This is a genomic window from Xanthomonas vasicola (assembly GCF_000772705.2).
GTDB classification, from domain to species: domain Bacteria; phylum Pseudomonadota; class Gammaproteobacteria; order Xanthomonadales; family Xanthomonadaceae; genus Xanthomonas; species Xanthomonas vasicola.
Map to the genome: position 1 here is coordinate 1 of NZ_JSBW02000023.1, position 17743 is coordinate 17743.

Annotated in this window: 17 protein-coding genes; 5 read left to right on the forward strand and 12 right to left on the reverse strand. The window is 60.0% G+C overall.

The genetic code is table 11. The features are described from left to right. Positions 1 to 126: integrase core domain-containing protein (locus NX05_RS04650; RefSeq protein WP_147423373.1), on the forward strand; the 126-nt coding region annotated here is incomplete at its 5' end. 41 nt (positions 127 to 167) lie between these two features. On the opposite strand, the gene NX05_RS04655 is transcribed toward NX05_RS04650, so the two are convergent. The 10 genes from NX05_RS04655 to NX05_RS04700 all read right to left on the reverse strand — a co-directional run bounded on the left by NX05_RS04655 (position 168) and on the right by NX05_RS04700 (position 11069). Further along, positions 168 to 2138 (reverse strand): hypothetical protein, encoded by a 1971-nt coding sequence (locus tag NX05_RS04655; protein WP_230597578.1) that lies wholly within the window; start codon positions 2136 to 2138, stop codon positions 168 to 170. A 47-nt stretch (positions 2139 to 2185) separates the two neighbouring features. After that, positions 2186 to 2590 (reverse strand): GtrA family protein, encoded by a 405-nt coding sequence (locus tag NX05_RS04660; RefSeq protein ID WP_017118209.1) that lies wholly within the window; start codon positions 2588 to 2590, stop codon positions 2186 to 2188. After that, entirely contained in the window at positions 2587 to 3885 is a 1299-nt protein-coding gene (locus NX05_RS04665; protein WP_039432288.1) for an NAD(P)/FAD-dependent oxidoreductase, read from the reverse strand. The genes NX05_RS04660 and NX05_RS04665 overlap by 4 nt, the downstream gene beginning before the upstream one ends. A gap of 22 nt (positions 3886 to 3907) precedes the next feature. Beyond that, complete coding sequence (locus NX05_RS04670; RefSeq protein WP_039432286.1) at positions 3908 to 4852, reverse strand: NAD-dependent epimerase/dehydratase family protein; 945 nt, start codon at positions 4850 to 4852, stop codon at positions 3908 to 3910. Between the two features lies 1 nt (position 4853). Further along, on the reverse strand, positions 4854 to 5582 hold the full coding sequence (locus NX05_RS04675; protein ID WP_010377771.1) for an SDR family oxidoreductase: 729 nt from the start codon (positions 5580 to 5582) through the stop codon (positions 4854 to 4856). Positions 5583 to 5584: 2 nt separating this feature from the next. Further along, a complete protein-coding gene (locus NX05_RS04680; protein WP_039432284.1) occupies positions 5585 to 6886 on the reverse strand; it encodes an FAD-binding oxidoreductase in 1302 nt (433 codons plus the stop codon). Next, positions 6886 to 8274 (reverse strand): UbiA family prenyltransferase, encoded by a 1389-nt coding sequence (locus NX05_RS04685; RefSeq protein WP_039432282.1) that lies wholly within the window; start codon positions 8272 to 8274, stop codon positions 6886 to 6888. Before NX05_RS04685 ends, NX05_RS04680 begins: the two co-directional genes overlap by 1 nt. A gap of 102 nt (positions 8275 to 8376) precedes the next feature. Beyond that, complete coding sequence (locus NX05_RS04690) at positions 8377 to 9363, reverse strand: lysylphosphatidylglycerol synthase transmembrane domain-containing protein (protein ID WP_039432280.1); 987 nt, start codon at positions 9361 to 9363, stop codon at positions 8377 to 8379. Between the two features lie 15 nt (positions 9364 to 9378). After that, positions 9379 to 10323 (reverse strand): electron transfer flavoprotein subunit alpha/FixB family protein, encoded by a 945-nt coding sequence (locus NX05_RS04695; protein WP_039432278.1) that lies wholly within the window; start codon positions 10321 to 10323, stop codon positions 9379 to 9381. Beyond that, a complete protein-coding gene (locus NX05_RS04700) occupies positions 10323 to 11069 on the reverse strand; it encodes an electron transfer flavoprotein subunit beta/FixA family protein (protein WP_039432276.1) in 747 nt (248 codons plus the stop codon). Before NX05_RS04700 ends, NX05_RS04695 begins: the two co-directional genes overlap by 1 nt. 234 nt (positions 11070 to 11303) lie before the next feature. On the opposite strand from NX05_RS04700, the gene rfbB reads away from it, so the two are divergent. Genes rfbB through rfbD form a run of 4 tightly spaced genes read left to right on the forward strand, consistent with a single transcriptional unit; the run spans position 11304 to position 14759 of the window. Further along, on the forward strand, positions 11304 to 12359 hold the full coding sequence (gene rfbB / locus NX05_RS04705; protein WP_010377784.1) for a dTDP-glucose 4,6-dehydratase: 1056 nt from the start codon (positions 11304 to 11306) through the stop codon (positions 12357 to 12359). Between the two features lie 53 nt (positions 12360 to 12412). Next, the gene (gene rfbA, locus NX05_RS04710; RefSeq protein WP_017122399.1) at positions 12413 to 13300 is read left to right on the forward strand and encodes a glucose-1-phosphate thymidylyltransferase RfbA; all 888 of its coding nucleotides are present in this window, start codon (positions 12413 to 12415) and stop codon (positions 13298 to 13300) included. Further along, positions 13297 to 13854, forward strand: a complete 558-nt coding sequence (gene rfbC, locus NX05_RS04715) for a dTDP-4-dehydrorhamnose 3,5-epimerase (protein ID WP_039432274.1) — start codon at positions 13297 to 13299, stop codon at positions 13852 to 13854. Before rfbA ends, rfbC begins: the two co-directional genes overlap by 4 nt. Further along, positions 13851 to 14759: a dTDP-4-dehydrorhamnose reductase gene (gene rfbD / locus NX05_RS04720; RefSeq protein WP_039432267.1), complete on the forward strand. Its 909-nt coding sequence runs from the start codon at positions 13851 to 13853 to the stop codon at positions 14757 to 14759. The genes rfbC and rfbD overlap by 4 nt, the downstream gene beginning before the upstream one ends. Before the next feature lie 117 nt (positions 14760 to 14876). Here the strand turns inward: rfbD and NX05_RS04725 are convergent, their stop codons facing one another. Together NX05_RS04725 and NX05_RS04730 are read right to left on the reverse strand one after the other, a co-directional pair. Beyond that, positions 14877 to 16280: a mannose-1-phosphate guanylyltransferase/mannose-6-phosphate isomerase gene (locus NX05_RS04725; RefSeq protein ID WP_010365623.1), complete on the reverse strand. Its 1404-nt coding sequence runs from the start codon at positions 16278 to 16280 to the stop codon at positions 14877 to 14879. A gap of 45 nt (positions 16281 to 16325) precedes the next feature. Next, positions 16326 to 17672, reverse strand: a complete 1347-nt coding sequence (locus NX05_RS04730; RefSeq protein WP_017118215.1) for a phosphohexomutase domain-containing protein — start codon at positions 17670 to 17672, stop codon at positions 16326 to 16328. Positions 17673 to 17743 lie beyond the last annotated feature (71 nt).

Below are 17743 nucleotides of genomic sequence, written 5' to 3' on the forward strand. Positions count from 1 at the left end.
CAACAGACCGAACACTGGCTGGCCGACTATAACCAGCAGATCCCGCACGACAGCCTGGGCGGGCTAACGCCCGCCGAGTTCCGTGATCAACATCAACCGCAGACCTCTAATTTTGGCTGGCACTGAACTGCGGGGAGTCGACAACGCTTCAGTCGTGCTCGTTACGATTAGTTAGCTGGCCTAATGGAGAATCGCTGCAGAGCGAAGCCCAACTCTCGTCCATCCCCCCCGATCCCTGCAGAGAGAGGGCTGAACGCGTCGGGTGTTCTAATTTCGAGGGTGCACAAGTCGCAATTGAGTTCGGCTTCCACGGAAGCAGAGCCCTTCAGCGTAGCGGAGTGGATACTTTTCCCAGAGAGCAGAATTTCAACATGTTGCTTCTTGACGTTTACTCCAAGGAAGGGCGCGAGTTGCAAGGTCATGCGATCGCCTCGATTAGCTTTAAATTGCAAGGCGGCGCCATGTCCCAAAGAAAAAACGAAATCGCCGCTTGGTTCAGTGGTTGAAAACGAAGCGAGGGAGCAGTCCCTAAGGGCCTCACCTATTGAATGATCTCCCACGTACCTCTTCTGTTCCATTGCAGGTATACAGAACGCATCTAGACCAAGCGGTGATTGCTTGGCAGGATTTGCGCCCAGGCGTGGGTTGATAAATATTGGGTTAGAAATGGTGCTGAGTGACAAGACATCAAGAGAGTATTTCTTTCCAAACATAAACTCCCAATCTTTATTTACATGTACCGATGCCCCTTCGCGATGCAGCTCAAGAGCCAGCGCCGTCGTCATGGGCCATGATTCTGTTGTCACAGAGATCAGAGCGGATTTGCCACGTGCAGAAGGCATGATCGGGGATGGGAGTACATATGCTTCACCGCTAGAGAATGCCGAGTGGGGGCGGTAACTCAAGATGATGATTACGCCGGCCAACAAAAAGACCGCAGGAGCGATGGGTTTTGCGTATTTTTGTAGCAGCACCGCAACGCTCTCCATGATCAAGAAGGCGTTAATTGCGACCAGTGCGTAGACATAGAAAGAGTTGAATTCGTAGAGAGGGCCCGTGATACGGGTAGCCCAAAATATGGACATGATCAAGGCGAGCAACGCGGAGAGGAAGATGGTCCTGTACCCGGAAGCGCGATGGCCCAATGGCGTGAAGAAAACGGCTAAACTAGACAGGCATAGAAAGAGCGCCGGGAGCCACGCACTTGCTAATGTGGCGCCATTGTCTGCCGTTGCCTCTGGAAATGGATCAAACAACCAGAAGCCCAGAATGTAGCGCAGGGCCGAATGAAAAGATGGGCGTGGATCTTGGTTCGCGTGCAGGTATGCAATAACTTCCTGGATATTAGATGGCCTTACAAAAGCCGCATTGATGAGAATAGGAAGCGCAAAAACAAAAGCTATCGCAAGCAGCCAGGTCAGCGTCCGGACATGCGGTCTCCAGTTCCCTCCCGTGCTCAGGATCCAGCCGATTGCTCCATAAGCGGCCACGGGAATGACTAGGGCCGCTTGCGCTATGTGCCCATGCACGCAGAAGCCTGACGCAAGAGTCAGGGCCACCAAGCCCGAATCTTGTCCTCTCGAGGCAGCAGCTGCAGCAATGACGAGCAATAGAAACGGCCCGAACAGCACGTGAGGTGGCCAAATGCTGGAGAGACTTCCGAAGGTTGTCAGGCCCAAGACGATGATGACAGAAAGTACCAAGCTGCTTGACGCCCTCTTAGAGTCGCATGTAAGCGCGCAGAGGCAAGTTGAGAGTGCCACAAAAAAGCTCTGCAGGATTACTCCTGCTAGGACATGGGCTTGATGCGGACTGTTTACTAGGTGCAATGCCTTGAAGAAAACCAGTTCGCCAAGCGCATATACATAGAAGAATGCCGGGCCAGGATGATGGAAATGCCAGCGAGAATAGTTTCCAAGCAACTCCTTCATTCTTCCTGCATTGGAGATCTGCAGTGCGTTTGCCGCGAAGTCGCCGGATTCAAGGACTGCGGGACCAAAAATGAAGTGAAGCGTTCCAACGAGCTGGGTGCACAGAATCACCACGAACGCCGTAAAGAAGATTGTAGACAGATCTGTCTTCGTCAAACTGGACGTGGTTGGCCCTGTCGGGAAAAGGAGAGCTTTTGTGTGTTTCATGAGCATCGTATCTGAATATCCATGCAGGTGAGTTCAACGAGGCGCAGTCATTGTGGTGTGGCGATCTTGAAACTCAGATGCTTGTGTCCAATAAAGCTAGTGAAAATAGGGGTGACCACTCCGACAGCGTGCGCAACGGCCTCGGGGTGAAATTTGAACTCGATCAATGGGAAAAGCCAGCGCGCTAGCAGTAAGCTTATGGTGATTGTCTGCAATATGGCTAGTATATTGACTGTCACAAACCAGAAGGCTTGTTTATGCAGCGCATTCGCTGATTCTCGGAACACGAAGCGGCGGTTCAGCAGAAACGCGATCGTCATTCCGATGAGGTAGGCCATCGCAATAGCCGGCACATAAGCAAACCAGTGGCTAAGGAGGACTCTTGAGGAAAAATTGGCCGCGGCAGAAATGCCCCCAACGGCGACAAACCCGATGAACTGTCGACTAATCATATTTCCGACAGTGCCGTTTTAGCGATCTTGGAGCCTACCAAAATGCTTTCATTAATCGAGCGGTCTTCGGGATAATAATAGGCCGTATCTGCCATGAAGAACCCACGCAGCGGCGTCTTCATTGGCGGCAGCATGTCCTGAAATCCGGGCGGGCAGATGGTCTGCGCATACTCGTAGCGATGGCAGTGAGTGGCGCGAATCCACTCCGGCTTGAAGTCCGGGTTAATCATCTGAAGGTAGCTGACGACTTCGTCGATCAGTTGCTGATTGCTCCACTGCCACTTCGGATGAGTCTTGGGCATGTAATAGGGCGCGTACACGATATGTTCGCCCGGGCCTTTGCCGGGATTGAGGTTGCTGTACTCGATCAGGCCGGGAATGGCGATGCAGTCGTCGCTGATGTTCATCCAGAAGTTCTCGCTGACCGGCTTGGACAGCTTCAGGATCACGCAGGCGACCGGGATGTTCTCGATCGCGGCGACTTGGTCGGCGAAGGTCTTGGGCAGGCCGGGCACCATGCCGGGCACGTACTGGATCGGCGCCGTGGACACCACTCCGTCGTAGGCATGATGGCCATCACGGGTGCGGATGCCGGTGACTTTGCCGTCGACTGAGGCGACTTCCTCGATCGGCTGCGACAGCAGGATGCGTCCGCCGAGGCGCGTGACTTCCGCGGCCATGCGTTGCAGCAGCACGGCCGAACCGCCCTCCAGATAGCCCATGCTTTCGTTGAACAGGTTGCGCCGCGACAGGGCCACGCGCTTGATGCGGGTGCCGATCCACGAGGCGGACAGGTCGTTCTGGTACTCGAAGAACTTCAGCGCGAACGCCTTCTCCCACATCACCTTGTAAGCCTTGGGGCCGATCCAGCGGGTGATCCAGTCGCGCGCGTTTTCCTTGTCCAGCGCGGTCCAGTCGCTGATGCCCTTGGTGTGCATGACGTGCAAAGCGTAGCGGATCTTGTCGACCAGCCCCAGGTGCGGGAAGCCGAGCAGCGCGAACGGCGTTCCCCACTTGTGCAGCTTGCCCTGGTAGTAGTACCCCATCTTGGTGTCCGTCCAGTGCAGGCGGTCGGACAGCTGCAGGTCCTCGAGCAGCTTGAACAGCGGGAAATCGGTCTTGCAGATGAAGTGGTAGTAACGCTCGATGCGCAGGCCGTCGAAATCGAAGTCCGCAGACATGCCGCCGATGCGGTCGTCGCGTTCGTACACGTCGACCTGTTGGCCCTTTTTCAACAGTTCCATGGCAGCCATCAGGCCCATGGGGCCGCTGCCGACGATCGCGAATCTACTCATGGTTCTAGTCTCGTATGACGGTTCAGCGCTTGAGCACGATGTGGCTGTAGCGCGGGTCGGTATAGCTTTCGCGGATGGCGTCTTCGAACGGCGTCTGGCGTACGCCGAACACCGCTTCGGTATCGACGCCCTTGAAGTCGTCGCCGGCGCTCAGCGCCTTCAACTGGTCGGCGGTGAACGGCGGCTTGGAACTGAAGAGCGAATACACACGCAGCAGGAAGGCGAAGAAGCCGATCGGGATATGCACGATCAAGGTGTGCAGTTTCTTGACCCGCTTGATCGTCTTGATGATATCGACGTAGTCCACACGGGTGTCGCCGACGATGTCGTAGACCTGACCCTCGGGCTCGCGTTCGATGCAGGTGGCGATGCAGCGGCAGAAGTCGCGTTCGTACAGCGGCTGGCGCATGAACCGGCCGTCGCCCGGAATCGGGAACACCGGCGTCTTTGCCATGAAGCGCGACAGCCAGCCCAGGTGCTTGGGATCGAACCAGCCGAACATCAGGGTCGGGCGCAGCACGCAGTGACGCAGGCCGCTGGCGACCACCATCTCTTCCTGTGCGCGCTTGGTGTTGGTGTAGTCGTCCTTGGCCACCGAGTTCACCACCGAGGAACTGATGTGCACCAGGTAGGGCACCTTCGCTGCGCGGCAGGCGTCGAGCACGTGCGCGGTCGCGGTCAGGTTGTTGCGGGTGAACAGGTCGGTGGTCTTGCCGGTGATTTGCGCGTGCAGTTGGGCGACGCACGCCGCACCTTCGAACTCGCGTGCCCAGTCGCCAGGCTCTGCCAGGTCCGCACGCACCACACGCACCGCAGGGTGCAGTTCGCGCAGGATCTGCAGGTTGTGCGCGTGTTTGTCGATCACCACCAGCTGGGTGTAGCCCTGCTGTTCGAGTTCGACGATCAGGTTTTGGCCGACCAGGCCCGCGGCGCCGGTAATGACGATCTTGGCGTGTTTGTCGGTCATGTCAGAGCTTAATCCTACGAAAAACGAATTCCGGGATGTTCTTGATCACCAGCATGATGGCCCACCAGAAACTAGGCAGGTACGCCACAGCGCGCCGCTTGTCCACTGCACTGAGGATTCCCTTGGCAATCTGGTCCGGCTTTGCCCACAGTGCGCCCTTTTTGAACGCCGCAGTCATGGGGGTGTCGACGAAGCCCGGCTTGATCGTGAGCACGTTGATGCCTTGCGGGCGCAGGCGCTGTCCCAGACCGCTCAGGTAGGCGGTTACAGCGGCCTTGGCACTTCCATAGAGGTAGTTGCTGGCTCGGCCGCGGTCTCCCGCCACGGAAGAAATCACTGCAAGCGTGGCGCCCGACGTTAGTCGCGGCACAATCGCGGCGCACAGGGCAATCGTGGAGGTGCCGTTGGTTGCAAATTCACGCAGCGATAGTTCGACCGATGCGTTACACGCAGCCTGATCCGGCAGCGTGCCATGTGCGATCAACACAACATCGACACCGCCCAATGCAGCCCAGGCCGCATCCAGGATGTCGCCATGATGTGCACTATCGTTGACATCCAGCACGCCGATGCTGCTTCGCGCGCCGCGGGTCGTGAGGTCGGCCGCAATTGTTTGCAGGCGCGCGGCCTGGCGGCCGAGCAGGTGGATGGCCGCCCCGCGTGCGGCGTAGCGTCGGGCGGTTGCTTCGGCAATGGCCGAGGTGGCCCCGATAATAAGGACGCGTTGCATGTCTACTCCGTGACCCGGCGCCAAAAGCCGGAAGAAAAACGTGGATCGAGATAGCTGCCGAACTCGCGCCAGCGACCATAGGCACGCTGAAACGACTGTGCTGCCATACGTGCGTCCTTGGCAGGGTACAGAGCGCCGCCTGCCTCGTCGACGATCCGGTCGAGTCGCTCAAGCAGGCGGAAGACGTCAGGGCCGGTATTGGGAAAGTCCAAGGCCAAGGTCGTTCCCGGCCTTGGAAAAGACAGCATGCCGATGGATGGTGTGTCGCCGAATTCTTTCAACACAGCCAGGAACGAGCCGCTGCCGCTGCGCGCGATCTCGGCAAGCAGCTTGTCAACTCCGTCCCGCGCGGTTGCGGGCGGCAAGACACACTGATATTGCAGAAAGCCGGAAGGACCGTACATGCGGTTCCAGTCACGGATGCCGTCAAGTGGGTAAAAAAACGGTAAGAGGTGGCTGACGAAGCGTTTGCGCGGCGCGGGCTGGCGCCAGTAGTAAAGCGCGTTGAAAGGCCGCAGGGATAACTTGTTCACCAAAGAAATTGGTGGGGTGAGAGGCATGGATAAACCTGCGCCCGGCGATTTCGGCTGTTCCTGACCAAGCCCGGTGCAGTGATCGGCACGGGTGAAGTGCCCACGTCCGCGTGCCGTGCCGCTTGCCAGACAGTCGATCCAGGCCACGCTGTACTCGTGGCTTTCCGCCGATGCCTTCGATAACTCAAAGAATTCATCGAGCGAGCCGAAGCGAATGTTTTCTGCTTCCAGTGTGTGACTGCCGACGCGGCGTAACTGGATTTCAGCCCAGGTGATCAGGCCCGTAAGCCCCAGCCCGCCTACCGTGGCTGCAAACCAGTGATCGGCATCATTGGGTGTGCACACTCGTCGTCCGCCGTCGCTACGCAGCAGTTCGAATGCGCGCACATGGTGGCCAAAATTGCCGGTGCGATGGTGGTTCTTGCCATGCACATCGTTGGCAATTGCGCCGGCAACGGTGACGTAGCGCGTGCCGGGCGTTACTGGCAGAAACCAGCCCTGCGGTAAAACCAGTTCGATAATCTCGTTAAGCGTGACGCCTGCCTCACAGCGAAGTACGCCACTGGCAGGATCGAAGGCGATGAATCGATCAAGCCCGCGTGCGCACAGCAGCGCACCGTCCGGGTTTAAGCAGCTGTCGCCATAACTGCGTCCGTTGCCACGCGGCAGGGCAAGGCCGACGAATGGCGGTAGGTCTGCCGCGCGATCGTTGATCGGTAGCAGCGCCTGCTGCGCTCTGGGATAGCGGCCCCAGGACTGCCCCGCCGCCATCAGATGGCGCTCAGGGCGAACAACCCGCACAGCACCACAACGATCTGGCTGACGCGGTCGGTGGCAGCGAACACGATCGGGTCATCATGCATCTCTCCGCGATGCGCAATGATCCAGACCCTGCTCACCCAGTACAGCAGCACCGGACACACCAGCCAGAGCAGCTTGGGATTGCGGTACAGCTCCACGCTCTCGGGACTGTTGATGTACAGCGCCATCACCATTACTGCGATGTAGCCGGCAGCTGCGCCCATCGATTGCAACAGCGAGAGATCTTCTACCGAATAGGCTCGGCCACTGGCCCTGGTCTTGCCGCTGCTCAACATGGCCTGCAGTTCCGTGTAGCGCTTGAGCAGCGCAAGCGACAGGAACATGAACATCGAAAACGCCAACAGCCAGAACGATAGCTCGATGCCGATCGCCACCGCCCCGCCGATGATGCGGACGGTGTAAAGCGCGGCCAGCAGCACCACGTCGATCATTACGATGCGCTTCAAGCGCAGCGAATACGCCAAGGTCATGACGTAGTAAGCAAGCAAGACCAGGGTAAATTCGATGTTGCACGCCAGCGACAGCAGCAGGCCTGCCACTGTCAGTGCAGGGGCAACCAGCAAGCCCTGCAAAAGAGGAAGCCGACCTGCCGCAAACGGGCGCTTGCGCTTGCGCGGATGCTGACGGTCAGGCGTCAAGTCCAGCAAATCATTGAGCACATAGACGCCAGAAGCGCATAGCCCGAACGCGACCAGCGCGATCGTGGATTGCAGGACCGATTCCAGATCCAGGAAGCGGTGTGCGGTCAGCAGCGGAACGAATACCAGCAGATTCTTCAGCCATTGATGCAGGCGCAACGCTTTCAGCCATGCACGGGCGCGCGACGGGGCAGGCCAATGCGCATGCACGGTTGTCCGCTGCGCGGCCGCTTTGGCCAGGGCGGTGCCGTTGTTGACGACCCAGGCGCCACCGGCCTTGTCCCATACGTGCAAATCCACGCTGCCGTTGCCCGCGTAATCAAAGTTGCCTTGACCAAACGCTTCGACCAGCACATCTGCCTTGTTGCGGCCAGACAAATTGCGCTTGCCATCACTGGCAATGACCTGCTCGAAGAGACCTAGATGCTCTGCAATAGGCTGCACCAAGAGTGCATCGGACGCCGTGCACAGCACACGCGGGCGTTGCGTCGTAGTGCGCAACAGCTCTAGCACTTGGTGGTTGTAGGGCAAGGTTTCTGCAGGCAGAACGACCCGGGACGCAAGCTCCCGCTTTAGCGCAGCCTTACCGCGCAACAGCCACAACGGCAGCAAGAACAGGTACAGCGGGTTTCGTGCCAGCAACGCCAGCACCGACTCGTAGAGAATGTCCGAATTCAAAAGCGTGCCATCCAGATCCACGCACAAGGCGCGTCCCGAAACAACCGGACGGGTGGAGCTGTTGGTAGGGGCGGACATCGACTGCCTGGCGATCCATTGCGGGGCGCCGATTATACCTGCCGATCACCGCGCGCTCTTGCGAATGGCAAATTCTGCGGCAAGCACGGACACTGCGCCTACGAGAATGGCGTACCACAGCGTCACCAGGCGCGCCGCGACGGCGACTGCAATGGCGTCTGCAGTAAAAACTCCGAGCCGATTGAGCATCAATACGATCGCCAATTCGGTCGTGCCAACGCCACCGGGGACGAACGACAGCGCGCCGATCAGCATCGCAAGCGGGTAAATACCGAACGCGACAATAGGATCCAGGTGCAAGCCCATGCCGACGCATAGACTCACGAAAACTGCCGATGTCAGTCCCCAGGCGATGACTCCGGCAAGCATGCTTTGCCCGAACGCTGGCAGATCCAGGCAGCTACGCAGTTCCAACGCTGCCGCAAGGCAAAAGTGAGCGAGGCGTCGCAGCCAGCGGCCGGGAAGGCGCGCGGTCAAGCCTACCAAGTTGTCCAACAAGGCTGGCCAAGCGGCCGCACCGAATAGCACACAGACAAATCCCAGCACTAGTGCGGCTAGCGCGCCCAATGTGGGAAATACCGACGTGGCCAGCAAAGACAGCGACAGGATGACCAGTAGGTCGGATGCGCGCTCGAAGACGAAGACACCCAAGGTGCGCTCAGCCGGAATGCCCATCCGCGCGAAGTAGCGGATTCGCATCAGTTCGCCTGCCTTGCCCGGCGTAGCGGTCAGCGCGAAGCCTGCCAAATAGCCAGCCAGGCCAAGTCCTACTGGTACGTGATGTCCTTTGCGACCGAGCAGCCATTGCCAGCGCCAGTACCGAAACAGGTAGGTCAGCGAGACTGGCACGATTGCAAGCAGCATCAGGTGCCAGACGTCACCCAACCGCGAAAACGTTCCGTTCCCGTTGTCCACCCACACCAAGACGGCGACATAACTGGCGCAGAGCAGGACGACAAAGGCGGCCAGATAATCCAGACGGTGCCGCAATTTTGCGGCACCGTTGATGACAGGGGGCGAGGGTGAGTCCATTGCAGCAGATGGACCTCAGCCCAGCGCAGCCTCCAGCTCCGGTAGCAGCGTGAACAAATCCCCCACCAATCCAATATCTGCAATCTCAAAGATCGGCGACTCCGGGTCCTTGTTGATCGCTACGATCGTGCCGGCGTCTTTGATGCCTGTGAGATGCTGGATGGCGCCACTGATGCCGATTGCCATGTACAGCTCAGGGGCGATGATCTTGCCAGTCTGGCCGACCTGCAGTTCGTTGGGCACGTAACCGGCATCGACCGCAGCGCGCGAGGCACCCACGGCAGCGCCAAGTTTGTCGGCCAGGCTGTAGATGTGCTTGAAGTTTTCCGCCGAGCCGACGCCACGGCCGCCGGAGACCACGCGCTTTGCGCTCTGCAGGTCGGGGCGATCGGAGCTGCCCGCGGCCAAGCCGACAAAGCGGGTGTGGGTCGGTAACGCAGCATCCACAGTGACTGACTCAACCGTCGCGCTGCCACCGCTGACGGCTTCCGGCCACGAGGCGCTGCGCACCGTGGCGACCACGATCTGCTCGGCCGGCGCCTTGACGGTGATGATGGCGTTGCCGGCGTAGATCGGGCGCTTGAAGGTGTAAGCGTCTTCGACCGACATCAGATCGGAAATCTGATTGACGCCCAGCAGCGCGGCCACGACCGGCATCAGGTCTTTACCGAAGGTGGTCGAGGGGCCGAACACGTGCGTGTAGCCCTGGCCCGCTAGCTGGGCGATCTGCGGTCCCAGCACCTGCGCGATGGCGTGCTCGTTGGCAGCGTTGGCCACAGTCAGTACACGGGCGACGCCCGCTAGCTGCGCGGCTTGCGCTGCGACTGCGGCCGGGTCGGCTGCCAGCACGACCACATCGATGGATTCGGCCGAGATCGCCAGCGCACCGCTCAGCGTCTTGGCGGTGGCCGCATTGAGCTGACCGTTGAGATGTTCGGCAACAACGAGAACCTTGGCCATTACAGCAACCCCTTCTGCTTGAGTGCGGCCACCAGCTCGGCGGCGTCCTTGACCATCACGCCGCGGCTGCGCTTGGACGGCGCGGCGTAATGGGTGGTGGTCAGGCTGTCATGCGCGTCGACACCCAGATCTGCAAAGGCCAGCGTTTCTAGCGGCTTGCTCTTGGCCTTCATGATGTCTGGCAGTTTGATGAAACGAGGCTCGTTCAGGCGCAGATCGGTGGTAATCACCGCCGGTAGTTCCACTTCCAACGTTTCCAGGCCAGCATCGACCTCGCGCGTCACGGTGGCCTTGCCATCGGCAACGACCAGCTTGCCCGCGAAGGTCGCCTGTGGCCGGCCCCACAGTGTGGCGAGCATCTGGCCGGTCTGGTTGGCGTCGTCATCGATCGCCTGCTTGCCGAGGATCACTAGATCAGGCTGTTCCTTTTCGACCAACTTGAGCAGCGCACGCGCGGCAGTCAGCGGCTGAACAGCCGCATCGGTGACCACATGGATAGCGCGATTGGCGCCCATGGCCAGGCCGTTGCGCAGGTGCGCGGCCGCATCTGCCGGCGCCAGGGTGGCGACCACCACCTCGGTGGCGATACCGGCATCGCGCAGGCGCAATGCTTCTTCCAGGGCGATTTCGTCGAACGGGTTGGGCGAAAGCTTGACGCCGTCGGTCACCACGCCGGAGCCATCCGGCTTGACTTGAATGCGGACGTTGTAGTCCACCACGCGCTTGTAGGCGACGAGGATTTTCATCGTGTACGAGATCCTTCAGCTATTGCGGGAAGGCCCGGCCGCGGCGGCAGGCTCGGGAGTGCGGTCATTCTAACCGGGCGCGGCACACCATGCGATGGCGTATGGGGTAGCTGCGGGCGCTCACGCGCCTGTCCACCGGAGGATCGCGAATGTTCTTAAGGTCTGCGCGGCGTCGACCGTATATCCTGCTGGGTTATTGGGCTGAGCGCAGCGTCCGGCCAGGAGATTGAGGCAGTGGCAACTTGGCTAGTGACCGGCGGTGCCGGCTTCATCGGTGGCAACTTTGTTCTTGAAGCAGTGGCTCGCGGGGTGCGCGTGGTCAATCTCGATGCGCTGACCTATGCGGGAAACCTGAACACGTTGGCATCCTTGGAGGGTAATCCGGACCACGTTTTCGTCAAGGGCGATATCGGCGATGGCGCTCTGGTCGCTCGCCTGCTGCAGGAGCACCAGCCCGATGCAGTGCTGAATTTCGCAGCCGAGAGCCATGTAGATCGCTCGATCGAAGGCCCGGGCGCGTTTATTCAAACCAACGTCGTCGGGACGTTGGCCTTGCTTGAAGCAGTGCGCGACTATTGGAAGGCGCTGCCTGCTGCGCGTAGCGATGCCTTCCGCTTCCTGCACGTGTCCACAGACGAGGTCTATGGAACGCTCGGTGAGACCGGAAAGTTCACAGAAACTACGCCTTACGCGCCGAACTCGCCGTATTCGGCGTCCAAGGCGGCCTCGGATCATCTGGTGCGTGCGTTCCACCACACCTACGGTCTACCGGTATTGACCACCAATTGTTCGAACAATTACGGTCCTTACCACTTCCCCGAAAAGCTCATTCCGTTGGTCATCGCCAAAGCGCTGGCCGGCGAGCCACTGCCGGTTTACGGCGATGGCAAGCAGGTGCGCGACTGGCTGTTCGTCAGCGACCACTGCGAGGCGATTCGTACCGTGCTGGCGAAGGGCAAGGTCGGCGAGACCTACAACGTGGGCGGCAATTCGGAACGCCAGAATATCGAAGTCGTGCAGGCGATCTGCGCACTGCTGGATCAGCATCGTCCACGTGACGATGGTAAGCCGCGTGCGAGCCAGATCACCTATGTGACGGATCGCCCGGGTCATGACCGCCGTTACGCGATCGACGCCTCGAAGCTGAAGAAGGAACTGGGTTGGGAACCTGCCTACACGTTCGAGCAAGGCATCGCGCAGACGGTGGAGTGGTACCTGACCAACCAGGCGTGGGTACAGGGCGTGCTGGATGGCAGCTACCGGCTGGAACGGATCGGCGCCTCGGCGTAAAGCGCCCCCGCAAGAGCTCGCGCAGCTGTGTGGGCCTCACAAGGAACTATCTCATGACACAACGTAAAGGCATTATTTTGGCTGGTGGCTCGGGTACGCGCCTGTATCCGATCACCAAAGGCGTCAGCAAGCAGCTGTTGCCGGTGTATGACAAGCCGATGATTTATTACCCGCTTAGCGTCCTGATGCTTGCGGGTATTCGCGATATCTTGATCATCAATACGCCGCATGAGCAGGCGTTATTTCAATCCTTGTTGGGCGACGGCTCTCAATGGGGAATTAATATTCAATACGCCGTACAGCCCAGCCCGGACGGGCTTGCGCAGGCGTATTTGATCGGTCGCGACTTTGTCGATGGCAAGCCAAGTTGCCTGGTTTTGGGCGACAATATTTTTCATGGCCACGGTTTGACCGAGACGCTACGCCGCGCGGATGCGCGTGAGCACGGAGCAACCGTCTTCGGCTATTGGGTCAACGATCCTGAGCGCTATGGCGTGGCCGAATTCGATCAGCAAGGCAAAGTCATCGATATCGCCGAAAAGCCGGAGAAGCCTCGTTCCAATTATGCAGTCACCGGTCTGTATTTCTACGATGGAAAAGCCAGCGAGTATGCTGCTGCCTTGAAACCCTCGCCGCGTGGAGAGCTGGAGATTACCGATCTCAATCGCTGCTATCTCGATGCAGGCGACCTGCATCTTGAGCCGCTGGGGCGAGGGTATGCATGGCTGGATACCGGCACGCACCAATCGCTGCACGAAGCGGCCAACTTCATCGAGACCATCCAGATGCGTCAGGGCCTGCAGGTGTGCTGCCCCGAAGAAATTGCATTCGGTCAGGGCTGGATCGATGCGGAGCAATTGGAGCGCCTTGCCGCTCCGTTGCTGAAAAACGACTATGGCAAATATTTGCACGAATTGGCTGTGCGAGGAGTAGTACCGTGAAAATCGTCGAAACGCGTTTACCAGGTTGTGTCGTCATCGAGCCGGCAGTGTTCGGCGATGAGCGCGGATATTTCTTTGAAACGTGGAATGCCGAGCGCTTCGGGCAACATAGCCTGCCGACGCAGTTCGTGCAGAGCAATGTCTCCACGTCGGCCAAAGGCGTGCTGCGTGGTTTGCATTACCAGTGGCCGCGTCCTCAGGGCAAGCTGGTCAGCGTGCTGGAAGGTGAGGTCTACGATGTGGCGGTCGATGTCCGCCATGGCTCGCCCAACTTCGGGCAGTGGGCAGCGGTGGTGCTAAGTGCAGAAAATAAAAAGCAGTTCTGGATTCCAGAAGGGTTTGCCCACGGCTTTGCAGTGCTGTCGGAGCGAGCAGTGTTCAGCTACCTATGCACCGATGTCTACGTGAAAGAGGCCGATGCCGGCGTGCGCTGGGATGATGCGGCGATTGGTATCGATTGGCCGATCAGCGATCCGTTGCTTTCTGCAAAGGACGCCGCTGCGCCGTTCCTGGCCGATGTGCCCGCTGAGCGCTTGCCGGTGTATACGCCGTGACCACGCTGGTTCTTGGTGCAAATGGGCAGGTGGGTACGGAATTGCTACGTGCGCTGGCAGTCGATGGCCCAGTTCAGGCCACTACCCGTAGTGGTCAGTTGCCTGACGGCAGTACGTGCGAAACAGCAGACTTCGATGCACCTGCGACGCTGAGCGCCTTGCTGGATAGGATCAGACCATCGCGCGTAGTCAATGCCGCCGCTTACACGGCGGTGGATGGTGCCGAGCAGGATCGCGAAAGTGCGGTCCGTGCCAATGCGACGGCGCCCGGCGTCATCGCAGCCTGGTGCGCGTCCAATCGTGTGCCGCTTGTGCATTACTCCACCGATTACGTTTTCGACGGCCAGGGTACAGCGCCATATCGTGAGGACGCACACACCTCGCCACTCGGCGTGTACGGCGAAACCAAGCTTGCTGGCGAGCAGGCCATTCGTGCCTCCGGCGCGCAGCATCTGATCCTGCGCACTGCTTGGGTGTATGCCTCGCATGGCGCGAACTTCCTGCGCACGATGTTGCGGGTGGGTGCCGAGCGCGACGAGCTGCGTGTGGTGGCCGATCAGATGGGAACACCGACACCAGCTGCTTTGATCGCGGATGTCACTGCGCAGTTGCTGCGTCAGCGCACACCCGACACATCCGGTACCTGGCATCTCACCGCAGCTGGCCAGACCAGCTGGCATGGCTTTGCCGAGGCCATCTTCGAAGAAGCGGTCAGTGCCGGTCTGCTCGAGCGTGCACCGCGTGTGGTGCCGATCACGACGGCCGACTACCCGACACCGGCCAAGCGTCCTGCGTATTCGCGGTTGTCCATCGATAAATTGCAGGGCGACTTCGGCATCGAATTGCCCGAGTGGCGCATTGGCCTGCAGCGTGTGATTGCCGAGTTGTCTGCGGCGAAGAAGTAGTCCGATAGCAAGTCGAAGACGGGCGGCATTCACGCCTAATGCCCACCCTCCGAAAGGCAAACAGCCGGGAATTCCCGGCTGTTTGCTTATACGGCGCAACCTTTTACAAACGACCGATCACGCCCGGCCGTAGGTGTCTTCAAAGCGCACGATATCGTCTTCGCCCAGATAGCTGCCGGACTGTACTTCAATCAATTCCAGCGGCAACTTGCCCGGATTGCGCAGGCGATGGGTGACGCCCAGCGGGATGTAGGTACTCTGGTTTTCGGTCAGCAGCAGCACTTCTTCACCGCGCGTCACTTCGGCAGTGCCACTCACCACGATCCAGTGCTCGGCACGGTGGTGATGCATCTGCAGGCTCAGCACTGCACCGGGTTTGACGGTGATGCGCTTGACCTGATGACGCTGGCCCATGTCGATGGAATCGTAAGCACCCCAAGGACGATAGACCTTGCGGTGCCAGGTTGCCTCGGAACGGCCGGCCGTCTTGATCTGGCTGACCACGTCCTTGACCTCCTGGATGCGGTCGCGGTGACCGACCAGTACGGCATCCGGCGTCTCGACGACCACCACATCCTCCAGCCCGACCATTGCGATCAGGCGCGAACCGTACGCATAGGTGTTCTGGCAATCCAGCTGGATCACATCGCCATGATGCGCGTTGCCTTGCGCATCCTGCGTGGAGACATCCAGCAGCGAGGACCACGAACCGACATCGTTCCAGCCGGCATCCAATGGCACCACAACCGCGTCGGCGGTCTTTTCCATCACCGCATAGTCAATCGAATCCGACGGGCTGGCAGCGAAAGCGTCCTTGTCCAGACGGGTGAAATCAGCATCGCGCTTGCCACCTTCCCACGCCTTCTGACACGCATCGGCGATGGCAGGATGAAACTTGCGCAATTCTTCCAGGTAACGCGACGCGCGGAACAGGAACATGCCGCTGTTCCAGTAGTACTCGCCGCTTGCCAGGTAGCCTTGCGCAGTCGCCAGATCGGGCTTCTCGACGAAGCGCTCGACCGCGCTCACACCAGTGCCAGCACCGGCCTTGATGTAGCCGTAGCCGGTTTCAGGTGCAGTCGGCTTGATGCCGAAGGTGACCAGTTTGCCCTGTGCGGCCGCTTCGGCCGCAACCTTCACCGCTGCCTGGAATGCCGCCTCGTTACCGATGACATGATCCGAAGGCAGCACCAGTAGCAACGGGTCGGCACCGTCGCGGGTCGCTTCGAGTGCGGCAACCGCAATCGCCGGGGCCGTATTACGTCCCTTCGGCTCCAACAAGATCGCCGATGGCTTCACGCCCAACTGCTGCAACTGCTCAGCCGCCATGAAGCGGTGTTCTTCATTGGCAACCACGATGGGGGCGTGGCCTGCAACAGGAGCTGCACGTAGCCAGGTGGACTGCAGCATGCTCTTGTCGCCGACCAGCGGCAGGAACTGCTTCGGATAGGACTCGCGCGACAGCGGCCATAGGCGCGTGCCGGAGCCGCCGGACAAAATAATGGGTAGGACGTCGCTCATGGGCGGGGGAAACTCCAAAGTGCGTCTAGATGGGAGAGGGGTCAATCAGCCGCGCAGCAGATTGGAAATTTCCTGCGTGCGGCTTTCCAGCAGTGCGGCATCGCCGCGCGTTTCCACGTTCAGACGCAGCAGCGGCTCGGTGTTGGAGCTGCGCAGGTTGAAACGCCATTCGCCAAAATCGGCGCTGATGCCATCGGTGTAGTCGAGCTCCGGCGACAGCGACGCGTAATGATCCATCACGCGGGCGACCGAGGCCTTGGCATCGGCCACCTTGAAGTTGATCTCGCCGCTGCAGGGAAATTTCTGCATGCGCGCTTCGACCAGATCGGCCAGCGAGCGGCCCGACTGCGACACCAGCTCTGCGATCAGCAACCACGGAATCATGCCGGAGTCGGCGTAGGCGAACTCACGGAAATAGTGGTGCGCGCTCATTTCGCCGCCATAGACGGCATTTTCGCTGCGCATTTTTTCCTTGATGAAGGCATGGCCGCTCTTGCACAGCACCGGAATACCGCCGGCTTCTTCAACCTGCTCAACCGTGTTCCAGGTCAGGCGCGGGTCGTGCACGACCTTGCCGCCCGGCTGCTTGGCCAGGATGGCTTGCGCGAGCAGGCCGACCAGGTAATAGCCTTCGATGAAGCGGCCGGTGTGATCGAAGAAGAAGCAGCGATCGAAGTCGCCGTCCCACGCGATGCCGAAATCGGCGCCGTGGTCCTTCACTGCCTTGGCCGTGGCGTCACGGTTTTCCGGCAGCAGCGGATTGGGGATGCCGTTGGGGAAGTTGCCATCGGGCTCATGGAACACGCGCACGAATTCGAACGGCAGATGCGGCGCGAGCAGATCGACGATCAGCCCGGCGCCGCCGTTGCCGGCGTTGACCACCAGCTTGAGCGGCTTGAGCGTGCTGCGGTCCACGTAGCTGAGCAGGTGCTCCAGGTAAGCAGTCTTGTCGGTGCGGCTCTGCTCACCCGCGGTAGGTTCGCCCGGCGCAGCGGTATCGGCCGCGACCGTGTCGCGAATGGCAAACAGGCCGGTGTCCGAGCTGATCGGCCGCGCTTGCTCGCGGACCAGCTTCATACCGTTGTAGTCCATCGGGTTGTGACTGGCGGTAACCATCACCCCGCCGGCGGCCTTGAGGTAATCGGTCTGGAAATAGACCTCCTCGGTGCCGCACAGGCCGATATCGATCACTTCACGGCCGCTGGCGCGCAGACCGGCCGAGAGCGCTTCCTGCAACGCCGGGCTCGCCAGGCGCACATCGTGGCCCAGGACCACGGGCCCCTGATCCAGCTGCGCCGCCAGCGCCACACCGATGCGGCGGGCCAAGTCCTCGTTGAGTTCATCCGGCACACGGCCGCGAATGTCGTAGGCCTTGAAGGCGGGTAGCGTCATGGACAAATCCTGAAGTGGGGGACAGCCGAGTTTAGCGGCTGGGCCGTGTCTTGGGTGTGGCGGAATTGCGA